Below are 3561 nucleotides of genomic sequence, written 5' to 3'. Positions count from 1 at the left end.
ATTCGAACGGGCGCCGACGCGCCCGCTTTACCACTTTGGAGTCACGGGCAATGGCAGGGTTTCCGGAAAAGGCGAAGGTCGTCATCGTCGGGCTGGGCGGGATCGTGGGCGCTTCGGTCGCCCATCACCTGATCGAGCGCGGATGGGACGATATTGTCGGCATCGACAAATCCGGCATCCCGACCGATATCGGCTCGACGGCGCACGCGTCCGACTTCTGCTACACCACCAGTCACGACTTCCTGTCGTGCTGGACGACGCTCTATTCGATCGATTTCTACGAGAAGATGGGCCACTACGCCCGCATAGGCGGCCTCGAAGTCGCCCGCGTCGGCGACGACAGCCGCATGGCGGAGATCAAGCGCAAGATCGCTTCGGCCAAATCCTTCGGCACCCGGGCGCGCCTGATCGAGCCAGCCGAGATCAAGGAAAAGTTCCCGCTGATCGAAGAGAGTATGGTGCAGGGCGGCTTGTGGGATCCGGATGCCGGCCTCGTCATCCCGCGCTCGCAGACGGTCGCCGGCAAGCTCGTCGACCAGGGCGTCGCCTCAGGCAAGCTTCAGTCTTTCGCCAACACCTCGGCCAAGTCGCTGATCGTCGAGAACGGCCGCATCAAGGGCGTGGTGACCGAGCGCGGTACGATCATGGCCGACTATGTGGTCGTCTGCACCGGCATCTGGGGCCGTTTGACCGCGGCGCTGGTCGGCGAGGACCTGCCCGTCATGCCGATCGACCATCCGCTGACCTTCTTCGGCCCGTACAACGAGTTCGCCGGCACCGGCAAGGAAATCGGCTGGCCGCTGCTGCGCGACCAGGGCAACTCTGCCTACATGCGCGACACCGGCGACCCCAAGACCGCCGAGGGCGGACAGATCGAATGGGGCTACTACGAGGAGACCAATCCGCGCCTCTGCCATCCGCGCGACCTCCTGGAAAAGGACCAGGCGCGGCTGTCGCCCTCGCAGCGCGACCTCGACATGGAGCAGATCCTTGCGCCGCTCGAGCGCGCCATGGAGCTGACGCCGATCCTCGGCGAGCTTGGCTACAATGAGAGCCACTCCTTCAACGGCCTGCTGCAGGTGACGACCGATGGCGGCCCGTCGATGGGCGAAAGCCAGAAGGTGAGGGGCCTGTGGTACGCCGTCGCCATCTGGGTTAAGGACGGCCCCGGCATGGGCAAGCTCATCGCCGACTGGATGACCGACGGCCGCACCTCGATCGACCATCACGCCATCGATTATGCGCGCTTCTACCCGCACCAGACGCAGGAGCAGTTCATCTGGGATCGCTGCACCGAGACGGCGATGAAGGTCTACAATCCGGCGGTGCACCCGCGCGAGCCATTCTCCAAGGGTCGCGACATCAGGCGCTCGCCGTTCTGGGAGCGCGAGAAGGAGCTCGGCGGCTACTTCATGGAGCTGGGCGGCTGGGAGCGCGCCCACGGCTATGCCGCCAACGAGCACCTGCTGGAGAAATACGGCAACCGAGTGCCGGTGCGCGAGGACGAATGGGACAACCGCCATTTCTGGCGCGTCTCCAATGCCGAGCACCTCGCCATGAGCGAAGACTGCGGCATCGTCAATCTCTCGCATTTCTCGATGTATGACGTCGAAGGCCCCGACCATGTCGCGCTGCTGGAATGGCTGTGCGCGGCCAAGATCGGCGGCGACAACAACATCGGCAAGGGCATCTACACCCACTTCCTCGACGAGGAAGGCATGGTGCGCGCCGACTTCACCGTTATCCGCATGGCCGATCGCTGCCGGGTGATCGACGGCGCCGACGCCGGCCCGCGCGACTTCCGTTACATGCAGCGTACTGCGCAGGACAAAGGTTTTGATGTCACCGTCACCGACGTGACCGAGAAGTACGTCACCATCGGCATCTGGGGACCGAACGCGCGGGCGACCCTACAGAAGGTTGTCGAGAACCCCGAGGGCCTGACCCCGGAGAACTTCCCGTTCGCCGCGATCAAGCCGATCCGGATCGGCGGCAAGGATGTGACGGCTTTCCGCATCTCCTATGTCGGCGAGCAGGGCTGGGAGCTGCACATGCGCTACGAGGACGGCCTGGCCGTCTGGGACGCGCTGCGCTCGACCGGCGTCATGCCGTTCGGCGTCGAGACCTATGCCAACACGCGCCGCATGGAAAAGAGCCTGCGGCTGCAGAATGCCGACCTGTTGACCGAGTACAATTTGCTCGAAGCCGACCTTGCCCGTCCGAAGGTCAAGGAGAACGACTTCTGCGGCAAGGCCAAGCACCTGGAATACCGCGCGCGCGAACATCAGCTGGCCATGCTGTGCACGCTGGTGATGACCGACAACATCGATCAGAACGGCGTCGCGCGCTATCCGGTCGGCACCATGCCGGTGCTGGATCCGGCAACCGGCGAGACGCTGGTCGACAAGCTCGGCCGCCGCTCCTTCACCACTTCGGTCGCCTATGGCCCGACCATCGGCAAGAACATCGCGCTCGCCTATCTGCCCTGGGCCTATGCCCAGGAAGGGCGCAGGCTCAACGTCGAATATTTCGGCGAGACCTATCCGGTCGAGGTCGCCGGCGTCGGCTACAAGCCGCTCTACGATCCCGAGAACCTGAAGCCGCGCAGCTGAGTTTCTTCAAACTGCATGAGAAGCCCGGCCCCGTGCCGGGCTTTTCGCTTTGTCCAGCCGTGATTCTCGCTTACCGTTGCGGCATGTCTGCTTTTGCCAGTGCAAGACATCTCCTTCCGGGCTGCGCCGCGCTGGCGTTGGCGCTTGGCACCGCGCCGGCATCTTCCGCCGAGCCCGTCGATATCGAACTGGTTCTGGCCGTCGACGTCTCGCTTTCCATGTCGCCCGAAGAGCTCGAGATCCAGCGCCATGGCTATGCGGCGGCCTTGACGCATGATCTCGTGCTCAAAGCCATTGCCGAAGGCGCCTATGGCAAAATCGCCGTCACCTATGTCGAATGGGCGGGCAGCAACTGGCAGCGTGTCATCGTGCCGTGGACGGCGATCGCCAATCGCGCCGATGCCGAGCGCGTGGTCGAGCAGCTCAACGCCCACCCGCCGGACAGCGCAAGGCGCACCTCGATTTCCGGCGCGCTGGAATTCGGCAGCGATCTCTTCGCCGAAAGCGGCTTTCAGGGCGTCAAGCGCGTCATCGACATCTCAGGCGACGGACCCAACAACCAGGGGGCGCCCGTCAACCTGGCGCGGGACATCGTTGTGAGCCAGGGCATCACCATCAACGGGCTGCCGTTGATGACACGCGGCGGCTTCACCGGCGCCTACGACGTCAACGATCTCGACCGCTACTACAGCGACTGCGTCATCGGTGGTCCCGGCGCCTTCATGATACCGGTCAATGACTGGACGCAGTTCCCGGAAGCGATCCGCCGCAAGCTGGTGCTGGAACTTGCCGGCCCCGATTCGCCACAATGGGCGGCCGACGAGGCGGCCCATCCGCCCATGGTCCTCGCCCAGGACAAGCCGATCGTGGATTGTCAGGTCGGCGAGAAAATGTGGCGCGATCGCAGCTGGATGTTCGACAGCCGCTAGTTGTCACGCCCCGGCTTGCC

At 64.3% G+C, this 3561-nt stretch carries 2 protein-coding genes; both read left to right on the top strand.

Annotated elements, in window-relative coordinates:
- Window positions 1-50 precede the first annotated feature (50 nt).
- Window positions 51-2612 carry an FAD-dependent oxidoreductase gene (locus EOA33_RS28335; RefSeq protein ID WP_126054082.1) on the top strand — a complete coding sequence of 854 codons (2562 nt, stop codon included), beginning with the start codon at window positions 51-53 and terminating at the stop codon, window positions 2610-2612.
- An 83-nt stretch (window positions 2613-2695) separates the two neighbouring features.
- Window positions 2696-3541, top strand: a complete 846-nt coding sequence (locus EOA33_RS28330) for a DUF1194 domain-containing protein (RefSeq protein ID WP_126054083.1) — start codon at window positions 2696-2698, stop codon at window positions 3539-3541.
- Window positions 3542-3561: the final 20 nt, after the last annotated feature.

It is taken from the genome of Mesorhizobium sp. M4A.F.Ca.ET.050.02.1.1 (assembly GCF_003997725.1).
GTDB lineage: Bacteria > Pseudomonadota > Alphaproteobacteria > Rhizobiales > Rhizobiaceae > Mesorhizobium.
The sequence above is the reverse complement of the archived record's forward strand: the minus strand, read 5'-3'. Positions and strand labels throughout refer to the sequence as shown.

What these genes read in the sequence shown, in the direction of transcription:
- EOA33_RS28335 (WP_126054082.1), top strand. Translation starts at nt 51, where the DNA reads ATGGCAGGGTTTCCGGAAAAGGCGAAGGTCGTCATCGTCGGGCTGGGC.
- EOA33_RS28330 (WP_126054083.1), top strand. Translation starts at nt 2,696, where the DNA reads ATGTCTGCTTTTGCCAGTGCAAGACATCTCCTTCCGGGCTGCGCCGCG.